This is a genomic window from Metabacillus niabensis, assembly GCF_902829255.1.
GTDB classification, from domain to species: domain Bacteria; phylum Bacillota; class Bacilli; order Bacillales; family Bacillaceae; genus Metabacillus; species Metabacillus niabensis.
This window is the reverse complement of record NZ_CADEPK010000011.1, coordinates 16,210-43,193: the sequence shown is the minus strand read 5'-3', so window position 1 is coordinate 43,193 and position 26,984 is coordinate 16,210. Positions and strand designations below refer to the sequence as shown.

Here is a 26,984-nt window from a genome sequence, read left to right as displayed (position 1 = left end):
AATGTGAGTTTAGAGAATATGACATTTAACTGTATAATACATAATAGATAGCGATCTATTCAAAGAGAACATGTTTCTAGCGTTAAAATAAAGTTAGGAGATAGGTGAAAAAATATGAATGGTAGTCAAACAGATCAACAAAACAAAGAACTATTCACCAGAAACAATCCGTTTCGAGCAAAGGTTTTAAAAAATATAAACTTAAATGGTGCTGGCTCAAATAGAGAAACTAGACATCTAGAATTATCCTTAAAGGGATCAGGTATATCTTATCTTCCTGGAGATGCTCTTGGGATTTTTCCAGAAAATGACCCACAATTAGTCGAGTCTCTCCTTTCTGCAATGAATTGGGATGGAGAACAGAAGGTCATTATCAATAATAAAGGTGAAGAGCTTTCCTTGAAGGATGCTTTAACAACTTACTTTGAAATTACGTTATTGACAAAGAAAATCGTACAAAACTTCTCAAAGCTTGTTGACAATAAAGAACTTGAGAGTCTTGTTTCTTTAGAAAATGCCGCATCGTTAAAAGAGTATATGTATGGACGTGATTTACTTGATTTAATACAGGATTTTGGTCCATGCACTGTTGAGGCACAGGAGTTTGTTTCACTTTTAAGAAAAATGCCACCACGTCTATATTCGATTTCAAGCAGTCTTTCGGCATATCCTGATGAAGTGCATTTAACAATAAGTGCTGTACGCTATACAGCTCATGGACGGAACAGAAATGGTGTTTGCTCAGTTCAATGTTCGGAACGTGTTTTAGAAGGTGATACACTTCCAGTATATATTCAACAAAATAAACACTTTAAACTGCCAGAGTCACATGATGTAGATGTTATCATGATTGGTCCTGGTACTGGTATTGCCCCTTTCCGTGCCTTTATTCAGGAACGTGCAATGACAAATGCAAGTGGAAGATCATGGCTGTTTTTCGGAGCTCAACATTCAAAAACAGACTTTCTTTATCAAGATGAGCTTGAAAAATATCAAAAAGACGGTGCACTTACAAAATTAACAACCGCTTTCTCACGTGATACCGCGGAAAAGGTGTATGTACAAAACAAAATGCAGGAAACGAGTGCGGAATTGTATCAGTGGATACAAGCTGGTGCCCATATTTATGTTTGTGGAGATAAGGAGCATATGGCGAAGGATGTTCACAATACGCTTATCGAGATCTTATCAAACGAAGGAAACATAAGCTTAGAAGAAGCAGAAGAACAATTGAATGAAATGAAAAAAAGTAATAGATATCAAAGAGATGTTTATTAATAGCTGTTGCAAGCAAATCCATCATAAAAGGATCGGTTTTCAATGAAAATAGAGATTAGTGAGAAAGCAATACATTGGTTTAAAGAAGAAGTCGGCTTAGAAACAGGAAATAAAGTTCGATTTTTTTCACAAATTTACGGAACGAGTCCTATTCAAGAGGGTTATGCCCTTGCCTTTACAATCAATAATGATTCGAAAGATGCCGCTGTGCATACCGTTAAAGATGGCATTACTTTTTTTATCGAAGAATCAGACTTATGGTTTTTTAAAGGTCATGATTTATCTGTTGAGTATAATGAGCAGATAGATGAATTGGAGTATCGTTATCATAAGGGAAATAGTTAAAGTTAATATTTTCTATTTACCAACTTGTAAGATGATCAAACGATTATGTCGTTTGATCATTTTTTTAATATAACAACACATTTTGCCTTATTACTTTATCTTTCTTGGATCGCCTCTCATTTTAGTCATTAATTGCAAGTTGCTTCTTCATATATATCCGTAATTTCTACGGGAATTCTTCACCACTTCTTTAATAATAGCTTCTAAAATCCACACATTCCCTTTGAAATTTCATATATAAATACACTTTAATTTACGAAAAAAAATGTTAATATAAATGATTTTTTACCGATATATAGTATAATAGTCATAGTTTGATTTCGAAAAATACAGATTATGAGCTAAGACACACGACTAATGACCTAATCATTTCAAGCTTAATCATCTTACATACACTCGGACAATAAGGTCCTATATTAGCTCTAACAACACGAATTCCTCACCTAATTACTTCAGTTTTTTATATTTCAATAAAATAAAAGATAAAGGAGTTCTCGTTTTGAAAACAAGATTGAAGAAAAAAGTAAATTTCACATGGACAATTAATAAAAGATTATGGGTTTCATTTTTACTGATTCTCATCATTCCAGCAATCGTAATTGGAACATTCTCTTTCGAAAGGGCTTCGCAAAAGGTCGAGGATCAGATGATGAAATCAGCCACTTCTAACGTGGACCTGCTTAACAATGTAATCAATCAATTTATTGAACCGAAAATGAGAGATGTTGAGCTGTTATCAACTGTCATCAATTCTGAAGCAATCAGTGTGAAAGAAAATTCCAATATCGGAGTTAGTTCGGAAGTGTCCAAAGAGCTTGACCGCTTTAAGGAAGTTCATCCTGAGCTTGAATTGGTCTTTGTCGGAACGGAAAAGGGAGTATACATTAACTCTCCTTCTTCAATGAAAAACCCTGATGATTATGATCCTAGAGTAAGAGATTGGTATAAGCTAGCAATGGATAATAAAGGGAAGGTTGTTATTTCTGCGCCTTATACATCAAATGCGACTGGCAATCTTGTCATTACAATTGCAAAAACAACGAATGATGGACAAGGTGTCGTTGCAACAAATGTGAATTTAAATGAGATAGGAAAAATTACAAGCGAAATCAAGGTTGGAACTGAAGGGTATGTTTATATCCTTGATTCAGAACATAAATTTGTCTACCATCCTGAACAAGAGCTAGGTAGCGAAGCACCTAAAAATGTTCAAAACGATAACCTGTATAAGAGTGATGCAGGTACATTTGATTACCTACATAACGGAAAAGACAAAAAGAAAATGTTCTTTACAACAAATGAGTTAACTGGTTGGAAGCTTGCAGGGACAATGTATGCAGATGAAGTTGACGAAGAGGTTAAATCCATTCTCTTCACAACGATTATCGTCATTATTGCATCTGTTTTAGTCGGTGCTGCCCTTGTTACCTTTATTATTCGTTCGATTACTCGTCCATTATCAGCATTAATCAAATCAGCTGATCAGATTGCAAATGGAAACTTAACTGAGCAAATTGACGTGAAGGGCAAGGATGAAATCGGAAAGCTTGGTAGCAGCTTTAATACGATGGTTAATACACTACGGTCGATTATTTTTAGCTTGAAGGATTCGATCAATCAGGTGGCATCATCTGCTGAACAGTTAACAGCAAGTGCCGGTCAGACAGCTCAAGCAACCGAAACCGTTTCTTCTTCTGCACAGGAAATTGCGAGCAGCTCAGAGCATACAACTGTGAAAATCGAAGAAAATTCAAGTGCATTGAATGAGATTCAGCAGGCTGTTTCAGGAATAAAGGATCGAACGAAAAAAGTAGCAGAGGTTTCAAGGGAAACTTCAAGTGAGGCTGAAGAAGGACGACAATTTGTACAAAGTAGTTTGACACAAATGCAATCAATTAATAACTCGGTTAACGAATCAAATAAAGTTATCGCATCCCTATCGCAACGCTCTAAAGAAATTAGTGAGATTCTAACTGTCATTAGTGGAATTGCTGAGCAAACAAACTTACTAGCGTTGAATGCTGCAATCGAGGCCGCCCGTGCTGGTGAGCATGGAAAAGGCTTTGCTGTCGTTGCAGATGAGGTTCGTAAGCTAGCAGAACAATCTCAAGCATCAACTAAGCTTATTCATGATTTAATTACAAGCATTCAACAAGATGCGGAAAAGTCGGTAAACGTCATGAATGAAGTGACCAAAAATGCCGAACAAGGTGTTCAAATTACAAATGATACATCACAAAAATTTGATGGAATCATGAACAGTATGAAAACCATCTCACCACAAATCGAAGAGATCACTTTTACAATCCAGCAAATTTCTGAAAAAGTTAACCAGGCTTCCAGCTCCGCAACCGAAATCAGTAACCTAGCAAAAGTAAATGCAGCTAACTCAGAGGAAGTAGCCGCTTCAACTGAAGAACAGCTAGCATCTATGGAGGAGATTGATTCTTCGTCTAAATCGCTTGCTACATTAGCAGAGCAATTAAGGGAAATGGTGGAGCAGTTTCGGGTTTAATGGGTTAAATCGAGTGATGGTGGATCTTTTATAACTTTCAATATAGTAAGGTATTATCCTTTTTGAAATGATTCGTAAAAACATGCCCACAGAATTTAAAAAGTACCCTATTGGTAGACTTCTACTTTATAGGGTATTTTTTATTTCTTTGGGCTTTTTGTTTTTTAGATCAAGTTATATTCGATCCGCGAGGTTATGTTATATATTCAAGAATGCTGAATCTTCTACTAATTCAGATATAAAGCTAGCTTATGTAACTGTCGAGGGGAATTATCAAGCGTTTTAAAACTGTAGATTTGAAATAAAGTTGAACTGTTTATAAAAAAGTTATACCACTCACACTTGACGCATCGATAATTCTCGATATAATGAATTGTATAATATTAATTTTGTTGAGAATTAATCCTATATGGGTTCGAAGAAAGAGTGCGCACTTGACAATTCGATAATTCTCGATACAATGATTTGTATGAAACAAGTTGATATTTTTAAAGCATTATCTAATGAAGCAAGGCTCAAAATTTTAGAATGGCTTAAGGAACCAGATCTCCATTTCACTCCCCACGAAGGGATTGATATGAACAAAACCGGGGTATGCGTTAGTCAAATTACAGAAAAATTGGAAATGACGCAATCGACAGCATCTCATTATCTCTCAATGCTCTTACAGGTTGGACTTATAAAGGCTGACCGTATAGGTAAGTATACTTATTACAAAAGAAATGAAGATGCCATCAATGGGATCGCCGAGTTCTTGAAGCAAAAGAAATAACTGAGTGAAACTGAATTCCTTACGAATTCTTTGGGAGGGTTCAGTTTCATTTCCGCTAGAATACATAGCTAGTATTCATGCTATATATTTTTTTGAATACACATATCGATGATTAACGATATGTCGATATGAAATAAAATTATAAGGAGTGACATCATTTGTCTAATACTTTGAAGATTTATATCTTGGCAATCGTTAGTTTTTTAGTAGGAACTTCCGAATATATTATTTCGGGAATTTTAGATACGATTGCAGATTCACTTGAAATAACTTTGGCTGCAGCAGGTCAATTAATTACAATATTCTCACTTGTATATGCAATATTTACACCTATTCTTATGGGAATAACATCTAGTATTGACAGACGTAAATTAATGATTTTTTCATTAGGTTTGTTCGTAATAGGTAATATCTTGGCCTTCATCCTACCAGGTTACGGATTATTTGTAGTAGCTCGAGTAGTTATGGCACTCGGGGCAGGGATGGTTGTTGTTACAGCATTAACTATCGCTGCAAAGATAGCACCAGAAGGTAAACAAGGTAGCGCTATTGCTACAGTGGTTATGGGGTTTACGGCTTCATTAATCATAGGAGTACCTCTTGGAAGAATTATTTCTAGTTTATTAGGTTGGAAAGTTATTTTTGGTGGAATAGCACTGCTGGGAATTCTTGCAATGATAATAATTAGAGCATCTATTCCACTTATTAAGGGTGATAAGCCTGTACCACTAGTTAAACAGTTGGCTCTTCTTAAGAAAAGTAGGGTTACACTTGGATTAGCAATTACTTTTTTCTGGCTTGGAGGGTATTCAATTGCGTACACTTACCTTTCACCTTACTTGTTAAATGTATCAGGAATAGAGGAAAAACTTTTAAGTGGTGTATTGCTGATTTTTGGTATCGCAAGTTTATTCGGTTCTAAATTTGGTGGATTTAGTACAGATCGTTGGGGAGTTCAAAAAACACTGTTAGGTGGAATGTCGTTACACATCATTACGCTAATATTATTATCTCTTGTAACAAATTCTTATATTAGTGTTTTAATAATATTAATACTATGGTCATTTGCTGCATGGTCATCAGGACCAACACAACAATATAACTTGGCTACAATCGAGCCAGAGTCATCAGGTATATTATTAGGCTTAAATCAGTCAGTAATGCAATTGGCAATGGCGGCTGGTGCAGGAATTGGAGGTATTTTTGTCGAGAAAGTATCACTATCTTCCGTTACCTGGATAGGCGCATTAGGAGTTACAATAGCTATTGTAGTAACTTTGGCACTTTCCCGAGCACAGTTAAGCAAGATGCCAGAAGAGTAAAAAAATCATAACCCCTTAGTAAAAATACCTGTAGATAAAACACTCTTTTTCAAGTGTCCTAACTACAGGTACCAGTTTACACTTCTTTCCTTTTTTTTATTTCTCCCCAAAACTTAATTAAATTTTCCTTTTCATCGAATTATCGATATGATAGAAAATGCACATAATAAAATGACTACGATAGAATGTTTGGTGAACTATGACAAAAACAACTCGACTTAATGTAAAAAAGGATTTTGCAAAAATATTAAAATCAGGTTTTCCTCTTATTAGTAAGGATGCAATTACAGCCTACGAAGGAATACAGGAAGGGACTATTATCGAGCTATTCGATGGTCAGCAATTTATCGGGAAAGGCTATTTTGGAGTTCAAAATAAAGGAATAGGCTGGATTCTGACGCGGAAACGAGATGAAAGACTTGATCAAAGCTTTTTTGATCAACGGTTAAAGAAAGCATTTGAGAGAAGACGGGATCTCTTTATCGACGAATCAACAACTGCTTTTCGTGTATTTAATGGTGAAGGAGACGGAATTGGCGGTTTAACGATCGATTATTATGATGGTTATTACGTTGTTAGTTGGTATAGTGAGGGAATTTACACGTTTAAGAAGCAGGTCATTGATTCTCTTTTATCTTTATTTGATGTAAAAGGAATATATGAGAAAAAACGGTTTGATGTGAAGGGGAAATATATTGAGGATGATGACTTTGTTGCTGGTGAGAGAGCAACGTTTCCGCTTATCGTTAAACAAAATGATATTCAGTTTGCTACCTATTTAAATGAAGGTGCGATGGTTGGGGTATTTTTAGACCAACGAGAAGTAAGAAATACGATTAAAAATAAATATGCAAAGGGTAAGCATGTGTTAAATACATTTTCATATACAGGTGCTTTTTCAGTAGCTGCTGCACTAGGAGGAGCTGTAAAAACAACGAGTGTTGACCTGGCAAATCGAAGTAAGCCTAAGACGATTGAGCAGTTTCAAGTGAACGGAATTGACGTTGAAGCACAGGATATCATTGTTGAAGATGTTTTTAACTACTTTCACTATGCTGTTCGAAAGAAGCTATCCTTTGATATGGTGATCCTTGATCCTCCTAGCTTTGCCCGTTCTAAAAAGCATACCTTTAGTGCAGGTAAGGATTATCCAGCTCTATTAGAACAGGCAATTGCGATAACGAAAAGGGATGGAATCATCATTGCCTCCTCTAATTGCAGTACATTTGGCATGAATAAATTTAAAGGCTTTATTGAAAAGGCATTTAAAGCAACAAAGGGGAAATATAAGATAATCGAGGAATATAGTCTACCGAGCGATTTTCCAACGATGAAAGAGTATAAGGAAGGAAACTACTTAAAGGTAGTTTTCATTCAAAAGCTAGGATAAGACTGCCTCTGACGGGATTCGAACCCGCACTCACAATCCATGATTGTTTAGCTTAGGCTAGGGGGAACACGCTTCCCTACGGAATTTCACCGACAGGAATTCCACCTGTCTCAGCTAATTGCTTTTCGGTGCTTCTGAAACCCTTGCCTTGCGACCCGGTTCTACAATGTTTTCCGGCGCTCTTCCCTTCTGGAGCTACAGAGGCGTTTTTAATATTATATAGGAATATTAGGAAAAAGAGTATTTGTTTTTAAATTCTACTGTGCTGATGTTTGACATCAGCCTTTCTTTTATCAACACTAATGCTCATAATTTGACACTTTTTTTCTATCATCATAAATAATAGAAAAAGCACGATAACGATTAAGCAGCATTCTCCGTTTAGCTAAAAGCTCTTTGTATTCAATAAATAATTCGGTATTATCTCGATCTTGTAGCCAAGCTGAAAAGGCCTGCTTACATTCCTTTGAAATAGCATCTATTTCAGCCTTTATTTTAGTTAGCTTTCTAACTTCTAGTATTTGTGCCACACTTCGCCACGCCCTTCCAAATTATTTTCATATAAGAGACTTGTCGTCAGAACAAGGACTATACAATTTTTCATTTGTATTTTGCTAATACCCGGATAAATTTCGTCCTAAACAAACAAAATCGATAAAATAATAAAAAATTAGCGTGTAGAGAATGGAAATTTCCTTAAACAAACGTTTAATTAAGCAGTGATTTTAGCAGGAGATTGTATGTTTATGACGAAATCGAGTACATATACCGTCCCTTGCGACAAATAATTGATAAATTGAAATTATTTCTGGGGAAATATGACGAAAGAGTGTGAGAAATGAAAATTGGTTTAGTGAGGCATCTTAAGGTGAAAAAGGAGAAGCCAACACAGTTCATGACTGAGGGTGAATTATTTCAATGGGTGCAGGAATATGATGGAGCTGAAATAGAGGATTATCGAGAACATATAGAAGAGGTAGAATGGGTACAATGTTATTCAAGTGATATGAAGCGGGCTGTAAAAACGGCTAGCTACTTATTTCAAGGAGAAGTTAAACAGATAAAGGAATTGAGGGAAATACCAATCTATCCATTTCATTTGCGAAATGTAAAAATGCCTTTTGTTTTATGGATGTTTCTATTTAGATTTGCTTGGCTGATGAACCATAAAACCCAAAAGGAAGCAAAAGCTGCTGTGAAATGTAGGGTTCGCAAAGTAATTGATCAAATTGAGAGTGAAAATGAGGGAGAAACACTAATTGTCAGCCATGGTGCTCTTATGATTTATTTAAATAAGGAGCTAATTAAAAGAGGCTTTATCGGACCAAAACTAACGAGAGCGAAAAATGGAGTCCTTTATTTATATGAAAAATAGGGGACAGTCCCCATAATTAGTTTTGCTTTTCTTGATTAGAAACTGTACGATAGTGATGACTTAATGAACAATGTTTTAAAGCAATTGTTTTCGTAAAGGAGAAAAATATTGATGACTCAACTGAACTTAATTGAAGATGTAAAGCCGTTTATTCAAGCAAATTGGGAAAAGGCAGGCTTTGCTGAGGCTACTGCGATACAAATAAAAGCAATTCCACTAATCGCCGGTGGGAAAGATGTTATAGCTGAATCACCAACAGGAACAGGGAAGACGTTGGCGTATGTTCTACCATTATTACAAAGGGTTGAAGAAACAAAGAAAAATACGCAAATCGTTATCGTTGCACCTTCAAGGGAATTAGTTATGCAAATTTTTGATGAAATAAAAAAATGGTCTGAAGGAAGTAGTATTACAAGTGCATCCTTCATTGGCGGTGCGAATATTAAGCGTCAGGTTGAAAAGCTAAAGAAGAGCCCGCAAATTGTTGTTGGTACGCCGGGAAGAATTCAAGAATTGATAAAATTAAAAAAGCTTAAAATGCATGAAGTGAAGACGGTAGTATTAGATGAAGGAGACCAATTGCTTACTCCTGAACATAAAAATACAATAAAAGAAATTGTTAAGGCGACACGAAGTGAACGTCAAATTGTTTTAGTTTCTGCGACTTTAAATGAAGGAACAGAATCGAGAGCAAGAGATTTAATGAAAAAGGACCCTGAGATTATTCAGGTGGAGCTTAATGAAGTTCCAATTGGTGATGTTAAGCATGTATACCTCGTTTGTGAACAGCGTGAAAAAATCACCTTGCTTGAACGGATAGCAAAGACGGTAAGAATGAAGGGATTAGGCTTTGTAAAGGATATCGGTAATCTTAACGTCATTGCTGAAAAGCTTGATTATAAAGGTGTCGATTTACATCTTTTACATAGTGACACGAAGAAGGATGAGAGAGAAAGAGCGCTAAAAGCGATGAGAAATGAAAATCAAGGACTTTTATTGGCAACAGATGTGGCTGCAAGAGGACTTGATATTGCAGGACTTACTCATGTGATTCATTTTGATTTGCCTGCAAATGTCTCGCAATATGTTCATCGTTCAGGAAGAACAGGAAGACAAGGAGCTTCTGGTACGGTCGTTTCAATTGTAACTGAACGTGAGGAAAGGGAATTAAAGAAAATGGCGAAGGAGCTTAATATTTCGCTGATCCGAAATAGATTATATAAAGGTGAATTAGTTGAAGATTAATGAATCTATAGTAAAACACGCCACTCAATACGAGCAAGCGTGTTTTTTTCTGTGATGTCGGTTCCTGATGTAATAATACTTTATGTTGGAAATGGAGTTGTTATACATCGTTTTTACGATTTTAATCGTCTAGCTCCATTCGCATATATTTTCGAGTATTTGGACCATATATGCCATCATCAGCTAACGCAGCATACATTGATTGAAATCTTCTAACAGCATCTTCTGTATTAGGACCGTAAATACCATCAATTGTACCAGGATTGAAATTGATTTGTTTTAACGCTCGTTGAACTTGTCTTACAGCTTCTCCTTGACTACCTCTTTTCAATACACCTGTAGGTAATGGGAAGTCTGATGCAGAAACCCTTTGATGATTTACTTCTTGAAGCTTATTAAGTGTAATCGGGCCGACTAATCCATCAACAGCTAACCCGTAATCTTTTTGGAATCTCATTACCGCATTTTCCGTTTCCTCCCCAAAATGTCCGTCCGCTCCATAGCGAGGAAGTCGATAACCGGCTTTTATTAATTCCTCCTGAATATCCTGTACAAACGGACCTGAATCACCTTCACCGATCGGCAGCTTTACTGTTGTTCCTTTTACAACAGATGCGGGTGGCTTCGATGTTGTTGGCGGCTTAGCAGGTGTTGTTGTGTCAGGTGGGTTTGAATTCCCGAAATTTTGTAATGCTTCTGCAACATCATCAATAAATACTGACCAAGAAATCCCATGATTACGCAAAACATTAATCGGATCAGTACGCCTTGATGGGTCTAATGTTGCGTGTGCGATAATATCATTTCTCGGGTTTAAGTTAAACTTGTCACAAAGGTATGCATGATACCATACGTAGCGGGCATAGGCTTGTTGAAAGTTAATTTTTCCGCCATGGCATAATTCTACACCTATTGCGGCATCGTTTGCGTTTACACCATATCTTCTATTATCACCTGTTACGTTTGAACGGACGTGCCAGGCCTTTTCTGTTAAAGGGATAATCTCCAAAATATATTTATCATCAATAAAGGCGTGTGCTGAAGCGGATGGTTGCTGCCTGTCAAAATAGTTGCGATTGCCGTAAGCAGTTGAGCCCGGATTGCCGGTATCATGACTGACGATAAAGCGAACAGTACCGATACGTTGACCTGAGCGGGAGTTACCAGTGCGTATATAGTCTCGTGTAATCTCGTAAACCAACGGATAAACACCCCTGTCATTTGATTTTACAAACTATTACGCTTTATTGTATGAACGGAGCTAGTAAATGGTGAGACCCGATTTAGTAGACAGGAAGTTATCCACAATTCCCACAACTAATTTATATTAGATGGTTACTGAACTGAATATAATGTGGATAAAGTTATGTATGTACATCAAGGTTATGAACAGTTTATTCACAATATCCACAAATTTACCAGTGTATTTATCCACAAAACATAAAAGGATTATCCACAATAGTTAATAAAAGCTGACAAAAAGAGAGTATCGACTATTTTATGATGATACGAAAGCTAGAGTTGATAGGAAAAAAAATCCAATAACGTTTTGAGGCTGTCTTATAATGGACAGCCTCGTGAATATTATTTCCGTTTTTTCTTAGCCTTTTGACGCTGGTCAGCAGCTTTTGCTCTTGCTTGTGCTTCAATATCGTCTTGATCAGCTAATTCTTGTGAAAACTCTTGATCAATTCCATCTCTTTTTAAATTTTTCGGTGTTTGTGGCAATGTATTTGTATTTTTATCACGTGAACCATGACTATGTTTATTTCCGCGACCCATGAAAAAAGCCCCCTAAAATAATATTGAACATATCGTTCAAGTTTAGGTTGGCTTATTTTCAGAAAATCATGATTGGAAATTAGTGTTGACGTTTACTTATGTATCCACCTGCACGGTCAGCCATTTTAAATTCGCGTTGGTATGTTACTTCTTGGCTACTAGATAATGTTGATTTTGTTCGATCTCTTCGCTTTTTTTCATTTGCCATCGTTATCCACCTTCCAAACAAAATTATTCATCATTAGTTTGGACATTAGAGATGATTTTATTCAAAAATTTTCCTGGAATTTTAATTGCTGTCCTTCTCTCGTTAACTAGCTTGTCTTAAAAAATAGCATGTATTATATAAAAAAGATGTGGCTAACATATCCACATCTTTTAAGCTTCTTTAAGTTGTTGATCATCCATTTCCGTACCTTGTTGATACGTATAAAAGGTATAACGATCCTTTGTGATTTCAAAAAGATTGTATAGATCTTCACCGTTGTTAATTTGCTCAAGTAATGCAGCTCTTGTTTCATTTGCATTTACTACATATGGAAGCTTTTCTGCTGCCTTCGTTGAACGAATATTTTGTTTGCGAATACGTAAAAAGATCGTTTCAATATCTAGCTCATAAAATAATTCATGAAAAAAAGCATCCTTGGCAAGCTTGTTATAGCCTTTGCCATGGTATGGTTTTCCTAACCAAGTTCCTAAAAATCCAGCTTTATCCTGAATATCAAATAAGCTTATCGTTCCGATTGGAGAGCCCCATTCATCTAAAATGGTACGTGAGATTAATTCACCACGTTCTTCAGCCTCAATCGTTTGTTTTGTAATAAATAAATATTCATCAATCGAATTTGTTTTATGGCGCACAAAAGGGAAGACATCAGGGTGTACCATAAGTTCATAAAGTGCATGACTGTCATGAATATCACGTTTTTTTAGCATCTGGATCCCTCCAATATGAGGGCAGACCCCACGTGTATGGTTGTCTCCACCCTCGAAATTTTTTTATGAAAGCTATAAAATCAAAAAATTTCGGGGTGGGAATCGAACCCACTAGAACCAGTAAAGCTGGTGGCGCACCATTTGCCTTCCCATTACTAGATTTAATTGTCTAATCATCAGTTGATCGTACTAATTCTCCTAAAGGATATAGTACCTCCTAGTTATGAACATTGATATCTTCATGAAGTATAATACGTCAATTTAAATAAAAAAGATACACCTTTTTTGTCGAATTTCAAAAAAAAAATATGTATCTTAGAATAGTTGTTGAAATCTAGCGGATTGGTAATTTTTAGAATAATTATTTTTGATAATTCTAGCAATTTAATGTGTTAAAAAGGTAGAGGGCGTGAAATGGATTATGATCATAATTTAACTAGTTTCGTTATTGAGAGACCAGATCATTATAATATTAAAATAATAATTTTCTGTTAAATTTGATAAACGATTTCACCGTTAATCATCGTTAGCTGCGGCTTTGCAAAATAGTGGAAGGGGTGATAATTCCAGAGAACTAAGTCAGCGTCCTTTCCGACCTCAATACTCCCGATTCGATTTTCAACCTTTAAATTTCTTGCTGCAGCAATCGTAATTCCTTCAAGCGCCTTTTGCTCATCAAAGCCTTCACGCACAGCAATGGAGGCACAAATATTCAAGTATTGAATTGGTGTGTAAGGATGATCGGTTGTAATTGAGACTTCAACACCTTTTTCTGATAATGCTTGATAGGTGGTCCAGCTTTTATTTTTTAATTCTATTTTTGATTTTCGCGTTAACGTTGGCCCGATACAAACCTTTACTTGTTTCCCGACTAATTCATCAGCAATTAAATGTCCTTCTGTACAGTGTTCAATCCGATAGTCGAGGTTGAATTCCTCGGCAAATCGAATCGCACTCATAATATCATCTGCACGATGAGCATGAATTCGCACAGGGATTTCTCTGCTTAAAGCCTTTTTAAGAGGGATAATTCGAAAATCTTCAAAGTCATCACTATACTTCGCTTTGTAAAACGCTTCACGAAGCATCCCCATAATGCCCATTCTAGTAATGGATTCTTTATTTCCATGGCTATGCATCCGTTTTGGGTTTTCCCCGAGTGCGATTTTTAACCCTGCCGTCTCCTTTAAAAGCATTTTTGAGACGTTTTTTCCGAAGGTTTTAATGACAGAGGTTGTACCGCCAATTACATTTGCACTTCCTGGCATAATGTGACATGTAGTAATACCGTATTTTATTGCATCAGTAAAAGCAGGATCTAAAGGGTGAACACCATCTAATGCCCGAATATGTGGTGTTAATGGTTCAATCGTTTCGTTTGCATCATTGCCTGCCCAGCCTGTTCCTTCATCATATAATCCGATATGAGTATGAACATCAATAAAGCCAGGGAACAAAAAATGATCCTTGCAAGGAATGACCTTCATTTCCGTGGTAGCATCTATATTGTTTTCAATCGCGATGATTTTGCCATTTTCTACAAGGACATCTGTATCATATAAAACATTTGCTGTAACTGGATAAACAGTAGCTTGCTTAAATAAATATGTTTTTTTCATAAAAAACTCCATTTCAAAGGTTTTCGTTACTTTTTCTTATATGAAATTGCCTGCATATGTATTCAGTTTTTTTACTACAGAAGTTTTTTCAGTTCATGGTAAAATAGGAACAACAATTCCTATTAAAAACGTTTATACTACTATATACACTGTAAAAATAGAGAATTCCTTGTATGTTTGATAAAAAAGTACAAGGGTAGTGAAAGGAGGTTATAGATTTGGCAATTATTACGAAAATCACGACCCAAAAGCAATCAGATGACCGCTTTAACATTTTTTTGGACGATGGTAGCGGTGAAAGGTTTGCCTTTAGTGTTGACCAGGATGTTCTGATCAAATTTAATTTAAAAAAGGGCAAAGAGCTTGATGAATTTGATATTATTGAGATTCAATATGGTGATGAATTAAAAAAGGCGTATAATAAAGCTTTAGACTTTCTCAGTTATCGAATGCGCTCAATGAAGGAAGTCGAAGATCATTTAAGAAAATATGAATATAATGATGCAATTATTCAAGAAACAATTGGCAAGCTAAAGGATAATCGTTATGTTGATGATTTAGAATTTGCGATCGCCTATGTGAAAACAGGATGGCAAACAAATGGTAAAGGTCCAACTGTATTAAAGCGAGAGCTAGAAGCAAAAGGGGTCGCTAGTCTATTAATCGAACAAGCTCTTGAGCAATATGACCAAGAGGCACAAGTGGAAGAAGCGATTAACCATGCAAACAAATTGCTGAAAAAGAATCATAATCTCTCAACTGTTTTGTTAAAAGCAAAGCTAGAGCAGTATTTGTTACGAAAAGGTTATTCTTATTCAATTATTTCAATTGCTTTAGAAGAGGTTCAATTTGAACAGAACGATAACGAAGAAATGGAAGCTTTAATGAAACAGGCCGAAAAGGCGAAAAGGAAATATAGCCATGAGGAAGATTATCAATATAAGCAAAAAATGAAGCAGTTTTTATATAGAAAGGGCTTTTCAATCGAATTAATTGAAAAATATCTTAATGAGGGATTAAATGAGTAAGGGGATATAATCATGAATCAGAAACGATATAGTGAAATGACGGAGTATGAATTAAAAACAGAAATTGGTCTGCTAAAGGAAAAGGCACGAAAAGCGGAGCAATTAGGGATTATTAACGAATTTGCCGTGTTAGAGCGGAAAATTACGATGGCGCAATCATACTTATTAAATCCTGATGATTATAAATCGGGTGAGGTTTATGAAATTGAAGGGGACCCTGGTGAATCGTTTAAAATTGATTATATGAATGGAATTTTTGCCTGGGGTAACCGATTATCGACACCAGGTGTAGAAGAAGCTTTACCGATCTCAATGCTCGTAAAAAAATAAAACAGGGGGACAATCCCCCCGTAATTGGTTAGGAGTAAGGATTTTCTCGTTGTCCAGAGGCTCTCATTCGCTCCTGTGGATGGGTATTTGTCGTTCCATCTGGTCGTTTTGAAGCATATTCTGCTTTCGCTCGCGGTTCCCCTTCTAATTTATTATCACCGTGATAAGGGAAGCCCTTTTCCTTGTTACGCATCAAAATCCCTCCCCAATAAGTCATCAACTTCAGCAAACGTGAAGTGTACAATTAGTATGATGCTTTCATCATGTGAATATAAGTAACGAATCCTTCCTAGAGGTGAGAATAATGGAAATCTATTTTGAACGATTAACAAATGAATTATTGAGTAAAAACAAAACACTATCCTATGCTCAAGCGAGAACTTGGGTTGAGCTTTTATGGGAAGATTTTGAATCAACACAGGCTAAAGCAGGAAGAAAATATCGAGGGCAGGAGATGGCAGAGCAAGTCGTCAGACAGATGATCACGAATTATGGAGAGAAGCTACATGAATTTATCGCAACAAATCCAAAATATAGTCATTTATTAAACGACGATTATTTAAAGCATTAACATTTGTTTAATTAATGGCTATGGTAAAAGATGATTGTTTAGTTGTTAATTGGAACGGATATATGAGACTCTCGCTTAGAGTAGCGTGCAGGAGGAGACCCCTACAGGAGTGGAGAGCAACAGGGAGGTTCGCAGACCGCCTATGGAAAGCGAATGCCTCATGGTGAAATCAACAACTTAACGTAACTGAAAAAATGGGCAATCCTTTAACGGATGCCCATTTATTACGATTATTTATTCGGGAATGAGCTCAAGCTTTTTCCGAAGCTTTTCTTCACTGAAAATCCAGCCTGTATACGAGCTGACAATATTTAAATTTGTATCGAGCTGAACGATTGCGACAAATGGATAATAATTTTTGCTGCGATAGCGTAAATCGATAAAACGGACTTCATAGTGGTCGGAGAATTCCTCAACCTCCCAGCGATAAACCGGAGAAAACGATAAAAAAGCGGAAATATTTTTATCTTTTTCAGCTGCTTTCATGACATCTGTTTGGGGGACAGGGACTCGTTCGAATTCATCCAAAAAATGAATTGTTCCTTCAACAGCTCTTGCTACATGAAATCGATCTTTTGTCGTAATCGCGATATGCCATTGTCTAAATTTCATTGTAGGTGAAATCGTTATTTGCTCGATGTCATCAAGAAGCTCGTGTAATTGATGAATAATTTGTCTTTGCATAAAAAAGCGAACGATGTAATAGACAATTAAAACGGCGTATACACCTAAAAAGGTATAACCAGGAGGTGCGCCAACTAACCAAATGATAATTCCGACGATATGTGCTATAAAGATAAAAGGGTCAAACGTATTAATCATTCCTAATGCAACCCATTTTTTTGAAAACGGCCGTAACGCTTGTGTGCCGTATGCATTAAAAATGTCAACAAATACGTGAAGGACTATCGCAAAAAGTGTCCATAGCCATAAATGCAATAAATTGCTTTCTGGGAAAAATATTGTGATCATTCCCGTGATCAGAACAGACCAAATAAAGATGGCTGGAATCGAATGAGTAATTCCACGATGATTTCGAATATATCTTGCGTTATTGCTAAGTTTAAGAATTGTATCGAGATCAGGAGCCTGAGAACCAAGAATCGTTCCAAGCATGACAGCATGTGCTGTTGGATTATCAATTCCGACAACAGGATCTAAAGTTGCAAGTCCTCCTAATGCGATTCCCATCACGATATGTGTTCCGGTGTCCAAAAATGTAACCTCCTAGTATTTACTCATAAGGTGAATTGTGAGTATTAAACGAAATGGAAATTTTCCTTTTTTATTGTTTCCTAACATAAGGTTTTCAATTGAATGTATATGTACTCATCCTGTCCAATGTGAGGAATTCTTATTACTTTTCATAAATCTTGAATGGCAATTAAATAAATTGAAAGATTCATTCTATAGTTTGGCTGTTTTTGTATATTTTGTTGCTTGAAATTTTTTATGTGAAGCATCTCGGGTGATTTAGATTGTAGGTGCTTTTGTTTTCAAAAAATCTTTATAATAGACTATTTCGTAAACTTTGTAGCTTTTTGGTAGTCGTTTTGGTTATTTCTCTCGTGCGGTGCTCACTTATCAAGGGAAGGGGCAAGCCTTAACACCTGTGGGGTCTCGCACTAATGCTCTTTTCGACCTCTACAAAGTTTTGCTATAACAACATTATTTATTATCGGGGGAAAAGACATGAACGATATAAAGGAAAAGCTTCACGGCTTTTCGGTTAATGAATTTCAGCAGGATTTAATTAATTGGTTCCTTGCTGAAAAACGAGATCTTCCTTGGCGGAAGGATCAGGATCCGTATAAAGTTTGGGTTTCTGAAATAATGCTTCAGCAAACTCGAGTAGATACGGTTATTCCTTATTTTAACTCATTTATAACAAAATTTCCTACTATTGAAGCGTTGGCTGATGCTGATGAGGAGGAAGTATTAAAGGCGTGGGAAGGATTAGGCTATTATTCGCGAGTAAGAAATCTTCAGGCCGCCGTCAGAGAGGTTAAGGAGGTTTATGGTGGTGTTGTTCCTAACAACCCAGAGGAATTAGGTAAGCTTAAGGGAGTTGGCCCATATACGAAAGGGGCAATTTTAAGTATTGCTTATAATATTCCAGAACCAGCAGTTGATGGGAATGTGATGAGAGTCATCTCAAGAATATTATCAATCTGGGAGGATATCGCGAAACCGAAGGCGAGAAAGCTTTTTGAAGAGGCGATATATGAACTAATTGATAAAGAGGATCCGTCATCCTTTAATCAAGGGCTAATGGAATTAGGTGCTCTCATTTGTACACCGACTTCACCATCTTGTTTATTATGTCCGGTACGAGAGCATTGTTCAGCCTTTGTAGAAGGTGTCCAAGCTGAATTGCCGATTAAAAGTAAGAAAAAGAAGCCTAAGCCATTACAAATGGCCGCGGTTGTTCTTTACGACAACGAGGGCAATCTTTATATCCATAAACGGCCTTCAACAGGGCTACTTGCAAACCTATGGGAGCACCCAAATGTCGAAGTTACTCAATCAAAATCAAAAACATATAGAGAGCAACTTACCGAGTACCTTGAAAGCGAATATGAAGCAAAAGTCAACCTATCCGAGCTTATCGGAACAGTTGAACACGTCTTCTCTCACCTCATCTGGAACATATCCGTCTACAGCGGAGAAGTAAAAAACAAACCAAAAGAAACACTAAAACGCATCACAAAACAAGAACTAGAACAACACGCATTCCCCGTATCACATCAAAAAATAACAAAAATGTGGGGAGAACATTAGGGGACAGTCCCCCACCCAAGCGAAACACAAGGAAATGAGTGGTCATCTCAATCGTTGGGGGACAGTCCCCAAAGAGTGTGAACCCAGTAAAATCAAGGGGATTTCACTATAAAGTGGGGGAATGGGGACAGTCCCCAAAAACAAAGTGAGTATTGCATTTTTGAGATTTTCACTTTATTTTGGGGACTGTCCCCTAAGGGTTGCCCCCTAATCGTATTGAGGTTTTGTGCCATGGGTGTAGGTGGCTTGTTTGTGGTTTAGGCCGCCGCGGGAGGTGATTTCTTCGATGATTTCTCGATGGATTGTCTGCCCTTCAGCGTTAAGGTATGGGACAACCTGCTGTAATGAGTGGTGGAAATAAGCAAGCTCAGAGTCTTCCCACTCTTTTTTTGACATCATTGATAATTCTGTCATATCTCGACCAACGTACATGTGAACCCTCCTTAATGAAAAGTGCTGTTGTTATTACATAATGTGTAATATCTAATATCGCAATGAATGATAATTAGCAATTAGAAGTTTCACTATATTATCTGATACAATATAAACATCTATTCGATTGTTTTAACTAGAAGGAGCTGACAAAATGAACCAGCAAAATAAGGTAGCATTAATTACAGGAAGTAGTCGTGGAATCGGAAGAGCAGTTGCGATTCGATTAGCAGAAAAAGGATATGATATTGTTGTTAACTATGCTCGCAGTAAATCAGCTGCATTAGAGGTCGTTGAAGAGATCGAGAAACTCGGTGTAAAAGCAGTTGCGATTAAAGCAAATGTCGGGAAGCCAGAAAAAATCAAGGAATTGTTTGCACAAATTGATGAACAGTTTGGCAGACTTGATGTCCTTGTCAGCAATGCTGCATCAGGAGTACAAAAACCAGCAATGGAGCTTGAAGAAAGCCACTGGGATTGGACGATGAACATCAATAGTAAAGCGTTGCTATTCTGTGCTCAGGAAGCGGCAAAGCTGATGGAACGAAATGGTGGGGGCTTTATCGTTAGCACGAGCTCACTCGGTTCGATTCGTTATTTAGAAAATTATACAACGGTCGGTGTTTCAAAGGCTGCACTTGAAGCATTAACAAGATATTTAGCAGTTGAGCTATCTCCAAAAAATATTATTGTTAATGCAGTTTCTGGTGGTGCAGTAGATACAGACGCACTTAAGCATTTCCCAAATCGAAATGAACTGTTGGAGGATGCGAAACAAAATACACCGGCAGGAAGAATGGTGGAAATTGAGGATATGGTCAATGCAATCGAATTTCTCCTCACAGATAAGGCGTCAATGATTCGAGGACAAACGCTTATCGTTGATGGTGGACGCTCTCTCCTTGTTTAAAAAAATTTTTTTGAAATCATGGATATAAAACAAACCTCTGGGACAATCTATATGTCGTGGAGGTGATATCAAGATGGCACAAAATAATCGTGGTAAAACAACATCAGGTACTAACATCCAAGAAGTAAGACAACAAAACGCTCAATCAGCTCAAGGCCAAGGTGCAACTTCAGGTCAATTCGGTACTGAATTTGCTAGCGAAACGAACGTTCAAGACGTAAAAAAACGTAACCAACAAGCTGAGCAAAACAAAGGTCAAAACTCTTAATTTTGTTTAAAAGACACCTCTCTCAATCGTCGAGAGGTGTCTTTTTTGTAGGCAAAATTTATAGGACTAAAAAACATACTTTTCAAAAAAGAAATTTCTCAAACGACAAAACCTCCTTTTCCTCTACATAAGTAGTCAAAGGATAGAAAGAGATTATGAAGAAATAAACAGTATGAAAAATATATTCTCTTTATTTGAAAGGAGAGGAACAATGAATTTTGAACAGCTAGTTGGCGAGCAATTAAAAACGATGGATAAATTATTATATTTGCAATCAGAAATAGAGCGATGTCAAGATATAAAAACTCAATTAAATGTGTTACAGGATGAGGCAAAGCTTCAATCTATACAGGAAGAAATTATCGAAATGAAGAAAGAACTAAACCATATTCAACAGGTTTTTGAGAAGCAAACAGAAGAAGTGATTCGCTCGTATGAAAAGCAAAGATTTGAAACAGTATCTTAGTAGCAAATGAGAGTCATTTCTATGTAAATGGCTCTTTTATTTTGTTTTTTTAAGGACAAACGTTATAATAGAAAGAAGTATATAAAATCATTCATAAAAATTTCGTTTTACGATTCGAATAGTTGAAAGAAGGGGAGAAAAGTGGGTATTCCCAGGGAAGGAGACAAAATCCAAATTCATAGCTATAAGCATAATGGATATATACATAGAGTCTGGGATGAATCGACTGTATTAAAAGGCTCTCAGCATTGTATAATCGGTGGAAATGACCGGACTGTCGTGACAGAGTCGGACGGTAGAACATGGGTTACGAGAGAACCGGCGATATGCTATTTTCATGCGAGATATTGGTTTAATATTATAGGCATGCTAAGAGATGACGGTGTTTATTATTATTGTAATATAAGCTCACCATTTGTTTGGGATGATGAAGCATTAAAATATATCGACTATGACTTAGATGTGAAAGTGTATCCTGATATGACTTATACGATACTTGATGAGGATGAGTATGAGCAGCACAGCAAAGAAATGAACTATCCTGAAGTCATTGATTTGATTTTAAAGAAAAATTTAGAAACATTGCTCAGGTGGATTCGGCAAAAAAAAGGTCCGTTCGCTCCAGAATTTATTGATGAGTGGTATGAACGGTATTTAACATATGTAAAATAGGAGTAGGGTTGACTCAGGCAGTTCTTCAGTTATCCAGATAATTGAAGTGGAAGAGGGTCAGCCTTTTTACATAGAAGAATTTTAAAAAAGGAAAGCTAATGACCATAGCTTTCTGAATGTAGAAATAAGCGCCTTGCCCTAGTTTACGTTGGGGTTGTTCAAGGCGCCTGCGCTTTTTTAGAAACGGGGGATTTATTTGGGTTCTATAAAACGATATATGGAGTTTGTTAAGCCATATCGAATTCAAATCGTGGGGACGATTATTATTGGGATTATTAAGTTTTCTATCCCACTTCTTTTACCATTGCTGATTAAACATGTTGTTGATGACATTATTGGAGGAACTGGCTCACCGGATGAAAAAATAAGGACACTATTAACGATTATGGGAATTATGTTCGTTCTGTTTGTCGTCGTCAGGCCACCGATTGAATATTATCGACAATATTTTGCACAATGGGTAGGCAGCAAAATTTTATACGATATCAGGGATCAACTATTTACGCATTTGCAAAGGCTTAGCCTGCGGTATTATGCAAATACCCGTGCTGGTGAAATTATTTCGAGAGTTATTAATGATGTTGAGCAAACAAAGAATTTTGTCATAACTGGATTGATGAATGTTTGGCTTGATGTTGTCACAATTGTGATTGCAATAGGTATCATGCTAACTATGGATATAAAGCTAACACTTGTTTCAATTATTTTATTCCCGTTTTACGGAATCTCAGTGAAATATTTTTACGGAAAGCTGCGCCATTTAACGAGAGAACGCTCACAGGCATTAGCCGAAGTACAAGGACATTTACATGAGCGTGTTCAAGGGATGCCTGTTATTCGAAGCTTTGCAACTGAGGATTTTGAACAGCAACAATTTGCGAAGGAAAATTCAAATTTTCTAAAAAAGGCACTTGATCATACGAGCTGGAATGCGCGAACTTTTGCTGTCGTTAATACGTTAACAGACATTGCACCATTAGTCGTCATTACATATGCTGGCTATCATGTTATTCAAGGAACGCTCTCAATTGGAACGATGGTTGCCTTTATTGCGTATATTGAACAGCTATATGGTCCGCTTCGTCGTTTAATCAATTCTTCGACAACGTTAACACAAGCATTTGCATCAATGGATCGTGTTTTTGAATTTATTGATGAGCCATATGAGGTAGTTGATAAGCCAAATCCGATTATTGCTAAAAATGTAAAGGGTGAGATCGAGTTTCAAAATATATCGTTTCGCTACAATGAGAACGAACCTCTCATTTTAGAAAACCTTTCACTCCAGGTTAAAAAAGGGGAAACAATTGCCTTAGTCGGAATGAGTGGTGGAGGAAAATCTACCCTTGTTAGTTTGCTCCCGCGTTTTTATGATGTAACGGCAGGGAGAATCTTGTTAGATAACATCGATATTAGGGATTACCAAGCACAGAGCTTGCGTGAGCAAATCGGGATGGTGCTTCAGGATACATTTCTGTTTAGCAACACGGTTCGTGAAAATATTTTAATAGGTAAGCCTGATGCAACAGAAGAGGAAGTAATCAATGCGGCAAAGGCTTCAAATGCACACGACTTCATTATGAAGCTGCCAAATGGCTATGATACAAAAGTTGGTGAAAGAGGTGTTAAGCTTTCAGGAGGTCAGAAGCAAAGGGTATCAATTGCTCGCGTCTTTTTGAAAAATCCACCGATCCTCATTCTAGACGAGGCAACCTCAGCGCTTGATTTAGAAAGTGAACATCTTATTCAAGAGGCACTTGAAAAGCTCGCAAAAAATCGTACAACGTTTATCGTTGCACACCGATTATCAACGATTACACATGCTGATAAAATTGTCTTAATAGAGGATGGAAAAGTAGTTGAACAAGGAAGTCATCAACAGCTAATGGATAAACAGGAAAGTTATTATAAGCTGTTCCAAATTCAGCAGCTTGATTAAGATTTGAGTTAGGGAAAAAAGGTTTCAGCCAAAGATAAGTCCGAACTATTATTGAAATTCTAATTGAATTTCGGATTAGTTCGGACCTTTTTAGTTTTTGTATTGTTCAATGAACGGCCTTCATTTGGGAGATTTTTGTTGTTTTAAGAGGGAAAAGCAAAATGAAGCTATCGAAAAATGATCAGCCCCTCACACTTGGAGGAGATAGACCTTTTTACAATAGCTTCTTGTTTATTTACCCAACATCGATTTTTACTTCATTTTCTTTTTTATGATAGCTATGGAAGCTTGAAATCAATGTTTCTAAATGCTCGATTTGTTCACTGTAATCTATAATCGTTGAGATAAGCGGTAATAGATGATAATATTCTGTCGGATGGTCTTTATAGTATTCCATAAAGGCATCCATAAGCTGTTTCTTATTGAATTTCCCTTCATCAATTAGCTTTGTTGATGGTTGGGTTTTGATTTTCCCGATAAACCGGAGCAATGTTTCCTCATGAACATAAAGTAAATATTCTAGCTCATTAAATAGCCCTTTTTGTAGGTTTTCAGGCAATTGGATAAGTTCATTTTCCAAGCGGTGAAGTCTTTTTAATGTAAAGAATGCCCTGTTTGTCGTTGTGATCATTTGTCTGAAAAGGACGAGCTTTCTTGATTTCGCATAGGATTCTCTCTTAAAATAATTTCGTTCCTCTTTATAATTTCGATAGAGGATATCTTGCTTAAGCATTTCATCCTTTAGTTTATCAATTTCATCTTTTAATATATTATGCTCAGACGATTTTCGCAGGCTGATTCGAATCCATTTTATAATATTTTCAGCATTTTCCGTAATCCGCAAATAGAGCTTTTTCTCATATTTAGGCGGTATAAAGACGAGGTTTACGATAAAGGCTGCGAGCACACCGAGTAAAATCGTGAAAAAGCGAATTAAGGCAACCTCTGTAAAGTTTTCCCCAGGACTTTCTAATATCGCAATGACTGTGACAAGTGCGACTGGAATTGTATTTTCAGATTTTAATTTAATGTTAAGTCCAATGACGATAATCGCTGTAATCCCAGTTATAACAGGGTGTGAGCCAAAGATAAGTCCAAAGCTTATCGCTAAAACAGCACCGATGATATTTGCTTGGATTTGTTCAATAATTGATAGATATGAGCGATAAATTGTCGGTTGGATTGCAAATATTGCTGAGATTCCTGCAAAAGCAATCGAAGGTAATTGAAAGGCTGTTGCTAAAATTAATGCCAGTGTTATAGCAATCCCTGTTTTGAGAATGCGAGCACCTAGTTTCATGTATGTGAATGACATTCCTTTCTTAGATATCATATTTGTCTACATGTAAATATCAATATAACGATCGTTTTACTTTTAGACCAATAACGTACTATACAACCTTTAGATGCTTTATACAAGATGTAAAAATACATTTTAACAAAAAAGAAAAAAGAGTGTATTTTCAAAAAATTAAAAATGAGGATACTTGCTTAAAGTATCCCCATTTTTAATGTTATTTGCTTATTATGCATCAATTAATTGACTAAATGCATGCTCAACGGCTTTTAATGTAATTTCGATGTCTTCCTTTGTATGTGCAATTGTTAAGAACCATGCTTCATATTTTGAAGGAGCTAGGTTTATTCCTTGCTCAAGCATAAGCTTGAAGAATTTCGCGAACATTTCACCATCTGTATTTTCTGCTTGCTCGTAATTTGTAATTTGTTCGTCAGTAAAGTAAACAGTAAGTGCACCTTTAAGACGATTAATCGTGATTGGAATATGATATGTACGAGCGTGCTTAAGGATCCCTTCCTCAAGAATAGCTCCAAGCTCATCAAGCTGCTCATAAACACCTTCCTGCTTTAACACCTCTAAGCAAGCAATCCCTGATAAAATCGATGCTGGGTTACCGGCCATTGTTCCTGCTTGATATGCTGGACCTAATGGGGCAACCTGTTCCATAATCTCTTTCCGTCCGCCATAAGCACCGATCGGCAGACCTCCACCAATAATTTTCCCTAATGCTGTTAAGTCAGGGTAGACACCTAAAAGGTCTTGAGCCCCACCATACATAAAGCGGAAAGCCGTAATTACTTCGTCGTAAATGACAAGTGCACCAGCTTCATGAACTAATTCATTTACCTTTTCCAAAAATCCAGGCTTAGGCTCTACAATCCCGAAGTTACCGACGATTGGCTCAACTAAAATCGCCGCTACTTGGTCACCCCATTTGTCTAATGCTTCCTTTAATGGCTCGATTTCATTAAATGGAACAGTGATGACTTCCTGAGCGATACTGCTAGGGACACCAGCTGAATCAGGTGTTCCTAATGTTGAAGGCCCAGAGCCTGCAGCTACAAGGACAAGATCAGAATGTCCGTGATAGCATCCTGCGAATTTAATGATTTTATTGCGACCTGTATACGCTCTTGCAACGCGGATTGTTGTCATAACAGCTTCCGTACCAGAGTTTACAAAACGAACCTTATCTAACGCTGGCATAGCCTCTTTTAGCATTTTTGCAAAGGTAACCTCAAACGGAGTAGGTGTCCCATATAAAACCCCGTTTTCTGCTGCCTTTTGGATTGCTTTTGTAATGTGCGGATGAGCATGTCCAGTAATAATTGGACCATATGCTGCTAAATAATCGATATACTTATTTCCATCCACATCCCAAAAATAAGCACCTTTTGCTCTTTCCATAGCAACTGGTGAACCGCCGCCAACAGCTTTATACGAACGTGAAGGTGAGTTAACCCCACCGACAATATGTTGTAATGCCTCTTCATGTAACGCGTTTGATTTAGAAAATTCCATAATTGCCTCCTACTTTCTTACGAGTCCTTTTCATTTTAGCATAAGAAAAGCGGATAAAAAATTTCCTTGTTTTGCGGGTGGAGCTTTTTAATAGGCACGTAAAAAAATATAAAGTATGAAACATAACTTAAGATATTTGACGAAAGCCAGCGCATAGTATTTGTTGGATTTAGAAAAATTAGTTAAA

General features: G+C 36.8%; 28 protein-coding genes and 1 pseudogene. 17 read left to right on the top strand and 12 right to left on the bottom strand.

The genetic code is table 11. From position 1 onward, the window contains the following. Positions 1-114: 114 nt before the first annotated feature. From HU235_RS02430 to HU235_RS02405, 6 genes are all read left to right on the top strand, one after another. Positions 115-1,278, top strand: a complete 1,164-nt coding sequence (locus HU235_RS02430; RefSeq protein WP_174879248.1) for a sulfite reductase subunit alpha — start codon at positions 115-117, stop codon at positions 1,276-1,278. Positions 1,279-1,320: 42 nt separating this feature from the next. Then, positions 1,321-1,623, top strand: coding sequence for a HesB/YadR/YfhF family protein (locus tag HU235_RS02425; RefSeq protein WP_095302894.1), 303 nt, complete (start codon positions 1,321-1,323; stop codon positions 1,621-1,623). A 499-nt stretch (positions 1,624-2,122) separates the two neighbouring features. Continuing rightward, a complete protein-coding gene (locus HU235_RS02420; protein ID WP_174879247.1) occupies positions 2,123-4,138 on the top strand; it encodes a methyl-accepting chemotaxis protein in 2,016 nt (671 codons plus the stop codon). A gap of 469 nt (positions 4,139-4,607) precedes the next feature. Then, positions 4,608-4,910 carry an ArsR/SmtB family transcription factor gene (locus HU235_RS02415; RefSeq protein ID WP_145580371.1) on the top strand — a complete coding sequence of 101 codons (303 nt, stop codon included), beginning with the start codon at positions 4,608-4,610 and terminating at the stop codon, positions 4,908-4,910. Positions 4,911-5,068: 158 nt separating this feature from the next. After that, on the top strand, positions 5,069-6,232 hold the full coding sequence (locus HU235_RS02410; protein WP_174879246.1) for an MFS transporter: 1,164 nt from the start codon (positions 5,069-5,071) through the stop codon (positions 6,230-6,232). A gap of 199 nt (positions 6,233-6,431) precedes the next feature. Further along, positions 6,432-7,622, top strand: coding sequence for a class I SAM-dependent rRNA methyltransferase (locus tag HU235_RS02405; protein WP_174879245.1), 1,191 nt, complete (start codon positions 6,432-6,434; stop codon positions 7,620-7,622). Positions 7,623-7,921: 299 nt separating this feature from the next. Here the strand turns inward: HU235_RS02405 and HU235_RS02400 are convergent, their stop codons facing one another. Then, positions 7,922-8,152, bottom strand: coding sequence for a hypothetical protein (locus HU235_RS02400; protein WP_174879244.1), 231 nt, complete (start codon positions 8,150-8,152; stop codon positions 7,922-7,924). 308 nt (positions 8,153-8,460) lie between these two features. Between HU235_RS02400 and HU235_RS02395 the strand changes: the two genes are divergently transcribed. Continuing rightward, positions 8,461-8,997, top strand: a complete 537-nt coding sequence (locus tag HU235_RS02395) for a histidine phosphatase family protein (RefSeq protein ID WP_174879243.1) — start codon at positions 8,461-8,463, stop codon at positions 8,995-8,997. 111 nt (positions 8,998-9,108) lie between these two features. Next, the gene (locus HU235_RS02390; RefSeq protein WP_095299451.1) at positions 9,109-10,242 is read left to right on the top strand and encodes a DEAD/DEAH box helicase; all 1,134 of its coding nucleotides are present in this window, start codon (positions 9,109-9,111) and stop codon (positions 10,240-10,242) included. A 121-nt stretch (positions 10,243-10,363) separates the two neighbouring features. On the opposite strand, the gene HU235_RS24950 is transcribed toward HU235_RS02390, so the two are convergent. The 6 genes and pseudogenes from HU235_RS24950 to HU235_RS02365 form a co-directional block, all read right to left on the bottom strand. Beyond that, entirely contained in the window at positions 10,364-10,822 is a 459-nt protein-coding gene (locus HU235_RS24950) for a peptidoglycan-binding domain-containing protein (protein WP_255451933.1), read from the bottom strand. A 99-nt stretch (positions 10,823-10,921) separates the two neighbouring features. Continuing rightward, positions 10,922-11,443 (bottom strand): annotated as a pseudogene (locus tag HU235_RS24945) (peptidoglycan recognition protein family protein); the annotation flags it as partial. Positions 11,444-11,826: 383 nt separating this feature from the next. After that, a complete protein-coding gene (locus HU235_RS02380) occupies positions 11,827-12,024 on the bottom strand; it encodes a YfhD family protein (protein WP_095299453.1) in 198 nt (65 codons plus the stop codon). Between the two features lie 79 nt (positions 12,025-12,103). Beyond that, the gene (locus tag HU235_RS02375; protein WP_095299454.1) at positions 12,104-12,232 is read right to left on the bottom strand and encodes a YfhE family protein; all 129 of its coding nucleotides are present in this window, start codon (positions 12,230-12,232) and stop codon (positions 12,104-12,106) included. A gap of 170 nt (positions 12,233-12,402) precedes the next feature. Next, on the bottom strand, positions 12,403-12,960 hold the full coding sequence (locus HU235_RS02370; protein WP_095299455.1) for a GNAT family N-acetyltransferase: 558 nt from the start codon (positions 12,958-12,960) through the stop codon (positions 12,403-12,405). Between the two features lie 491 nt (positions 12,961-13,451). Further along, positions 13,452-14,579 carry an amidohydrolase gene (locus tag HU235_RS02365; protein ID WP_174879242.1) on the bottom strand — a complete coding sequence of 376 codons (1,128 nt, stop codon included), beginning with the start codon at positions 14,577-14,579 and terminating at the stop codon, positions 13,452-13,454. A 218-nt stretch (positions 14,580-14,797) separates the two neighbouring features. Here HU235_RS02365 and recX point away from each other — a divergent pair, with 218 nt between their 5' ends. Further along, positions 14,798-15,607: a recombination regulator RecX gene (gene recX / locus HU235_RS02360; protein WP_174879241.1), complete on the top strand. Its 810-nt coding sequence runs from the start codon at positions 14,798-14,800 to the stop codon at positions 15,605-15,607. Positions 15,608-15,619: 12 nt separating this feature from the next. After that, complete coding sequence (locus tag HU235_RS02355; RefSeq protein WP_095299458.1) at positions 15,620-15,937, top strand: YfhH family protein; 318 nt, start codon at positions 15,620-15,622, stop codon at positions 15,935-15,937. A 28-nt stretch (positions 15,938-15,965) separates the two neighbouring features. On the opposite strand, the gene HU235_RS02350 is transcribed toward HU235_RS02355, so the two are convergent. Continuing rightward, positions 15,966-16,130, bottom strand: a complete 165-nt coding sequence (locus HU235_RS02350) for a small, acid-soluble spore protein K (RefSeq protein ID WP_095299459.1) — start codon at positions 16,128-16,130, stop codon at positions 15,966-15,968. 111 nt (positions 16,131-16,241) lie between these two features. Between HU235_RS02350 and HU235_RS02345 the strand changes: the two genes are divergently transcribed. After that, positions 16,242-16,508 (top strand): YfhJ family protein, encoded by a 267-nt coding sequence (locus tag HU235_RS02345; RefSeq protein WP_174879240.1) that lies wholly within the window; start codon positions 16,242-16,244, stop codon positions 16,506-16,508. 234 nt (positions 16,509-16,742) lie between these two features. On the opposite strand, the gene HU235_RS02340 is transcribed toward HU235_RS02345, so the two are convergent. After that, positions 16,743-17,723 (bottom strand): metal-dependent hydrolase, encoded by a 981-nt coding sequence (locus HU235_RS02340; protein ID WP_145582617.1) that lies wholly within the window; start codon positions 17,721-17,723, stop codon positions 16,743-16,745. A gap of 477 nt (positions 17,724-18,200) precedes the next feature. On the opposite strand from HU235_RS02340, the gene mutY reads away from it, so the two are divergent. After that, the gene (gene mutY, locus HU235_RS02335) at positions 18,201-19,289 is read left to right on the top strand and encodes an A/G-specific adenine glycosylase (RefSeq protein ID WP_174879239.1); all 1,089 of its coding nucleotides are present in this window, start codon (positions 18,201-18,203) and stop codon (positions 19,287-19,289) included. 207 nt (positions 19,290-19,496) lie between these two features. On the opposite strand, the gene HU235_RS02330 is transcribed toward mutY, so the two are convergent. Continuing rightward, the gene (locus tag HU235_RS02330) at positions 19,497-19,721 is read right to left on the bottom strand and encodes a hypothetical protein (RefSeq protein WP_174879238.1); all 225 of its coding nucleotides are present in this window, start codon (positions 19,719-19,721) and stop codon (positions 19,497-19,499) included. Positions 19,722-19,875: 154 nt separating this feature from the next. Here HU235_RS02330 and fabL point away from each other — a divergent pair, with 154 nt between their 5' ends. The 5 genes from fabL to HU235_RS02305 all read left to right on the top strand — a co-directional run bounded on the left by fabL (position 19,876) and on the right by HU235_RS02305 (position 23,976). Then, on the top strand, positions 19,876-20,631 hold the full coding sequence (gene fabL / locus HU235_RS02325; RefSeq protein WP_095299468.1) for an enoyl-[acyl-carrier-protein] reductase FabL: 756 nt from the start codon (positions 19,876-19,878) through the stop codon (positions 20,629-20,631). A gap of 73 nt (positions 20,632-20,704) precedes the next feature. Continuing rightward, entirely contained in the window at positions 20,705-20,899 is a 195-nt protein-coding gene (locus HU235_RS02320; protein ID WP_095299469.1) for a gamma-type small acid-soluble spore protein, read from the top strand. Between the two features lie 211 nt (positions 20,900-21,110). Next, on the top strand, positions 21,111-21,365 hold the full coding sequence (locus HU235_RS02315; protein WP_095299470.1) for a YgaB family protein: 255 nt from the start codon (positions 21,111-21,113) through the stop codon (positions 21,363-21,365). A gap of 141 nt (positions 21,366-21,506) precedes the next feature. Further along, entirely contained in the window at positions 21,507-22,037 is a 531-nt protein-coding gene (ntdP, locus tag HU235_RS02310; protein ID WP_095299471.1) for a nucleoside tri-diphosphate phosphatase, read from the top strand. A gap of 196 nt (positions 22,038-22,233) precedes the next feature. Next, positions 22,234-23,976: an ABC transporter ATP-binding protein gene (locus tag HU235_RS02305; RefSeq protein WP_307190882.1), complete on the top strand. Its 1,743-nt coding sequence runs from the start codon at positions 22,234-22,236 to the stop codon at positions 23,974-23,976. Positions 23,977-24,211: 235 nt separating this feature from the next. On the opposite strand, the gene HU235_RS02300 is transcribed toward HU235_RS02305, so the two are convergent. After that, positions 24,212-25,276 (bottom strand): FUSC family protein, encoded by a 1,065-nt coding sequence (locus HU235_RS02300; protein WP_095299473.1) that lies wholly within the window; start codon positions 25,274-25,276, stop codon positions 24,212-24,214. A 225-nt stretch (positions 25,277-25,501) separates the two neighbouring features. Continuing rightward, positions 25,502-26,797 carry a glutamate-1-semialdehyde 2,1-aminomutase gene (locus HU235_RS02295; RefSeq protein ID WP_174879237.1) on the bottom strand — a complete coding sequence of 432 codons (1,296 nt, stop codon included), beginning with the start codon at positions 26,795-26,797 and terminating at the stop codon, positions 25,502-25,504. Positions 26,798-26,984: the final 187 nt, after the last annotated feature.